Raw genomic sequence first — 1,351 nt, forward strand, 5'->3', positions numbered from 1 at the left:
AAAAAAAACAAAGAAATCGCTCGTTTTGGTAAAATGGAGGTACCACCCAACCATTCCCAAAGGAGCGATTTCTTTGTACATTCAATATACCATGGACCAACTTTACCTGCCAATGGATTTAGAAGAGGATATTCCAGAAAACCACCTCGTTCGTGTCGTGAATGCCGCTATAAATCGGCTAGACGACGCTATCTTTGACGCTGCCTATCCTGGCGGCGGACGCGACAGCTATCACCCTAAAATGCTGACCAAAGTCATTATTTACGCCTACACCCAGCGCATCTATTCCTCAAGGCAAATCGCCAAATCTGTACGCGAGAACATTCCCTTCATGTGGCTGGCCGGAAGGCAACGTCCGGATTTTCGCACCATTAACCGTTTCCGTTCCCAGCGTATGCGGGATGTTTTAGAAACTGTCTTTACCGTTATCCTTCAGTTTCTTGCGAACGAAAAATACATCTCCCTAGAGCATTACTTTGTAGATGGCACGAAGATCGAAGCGAATGCGAATCGCTATACCTTCGTCTGGGGTAAGGCTGTCCTTAAGCACAAGAAGAAGCTTCAAGAAAAAGTCCATACGCTGTTTGCCGACATTGAAGCCACAGAAAAACAAGAAGAATATGAATGCCAAGCCCAAGACCCTGCAGAGCTCGGAGAGTCTACCACAATCACGAGCGAGAAGCTCGAACAAATGACACAGACACTTGAAGCCCAGCTAGTGGAAAAACCCAAAGACAAGCGCCTAAAGAAAGCCGCTCGGACGCTCCGCAAAGATTTGTTACCCAGGCTGCAGAAATACGAGCAGTACCAAAAACTACTCGGAGACCGGAATAGCTTTAGCAAGACAGATCCAGATGCAACTTTCATGCGGATGAAGGAAGACCACATGCGCAATGGTCAACTCAAACCAGGCTACAATGTACAGATTGGAACGGAAAACCAGTTTATTTTGGCTTACAGTCTACACCAAAGACCAACAGACACTCGTTGCTTCTTGCCACATCTAGAGCATGTAAAAACAACACTTGGAAAGTTTCCTCAAACGGTCATTGCAGATGCAGGCTACGGTAGTGAAGAAAACTACGCATACTTGGAAAAAGAAAAGATTCAAGGTGTTGTGAAGTATGGGAACTACCACAAGGAAAAAAGCAAAGCGTGGAAAGAGAATGTGGGGAAAATTGAGAACTGGACATACGACAAAGCCGAGGATACGTGGAAGTGCCCTGCCGGACAAACATTGCATTTCCGAAAAGAAAGCAAGGAAGTCTTGGAGAGTGGCTATGAAATTCGAAAACGTCATTACCGCAGCCCAAGTTGCGAGGGCTGCCCAATGAAGGAACGTTGTACAAAA

Annotated in this window: 1 protein-coding gene; it reads left to right on the forward strand. The window is 46.0% G+C overall.

Going from position 1 to position 1,351, the window contains the following annotated elements; genetic code table 11:
* Positions 1-73 precede the first annotated feature (73 nt).
* The coding region (locus M2444_RS33415) for an IS1182 family transposase (RefSeq protein WP_481857559.1) at positions 74-1,351 on the forward strand (1,278 nt) is incomplete at its 3' end.

It is taken from the genome of Paenibacillus sp. PastF-3 (genome assembly GCF_029893135.1).
In the GTDB taxonomy this organism is placed as follows: Bacteria; Bacillota; Bacilli; order Paenibacillales; family Paenibacillaceae; genus Paenibacillus_AQ; species Paenibacillus_AQ nitricinens.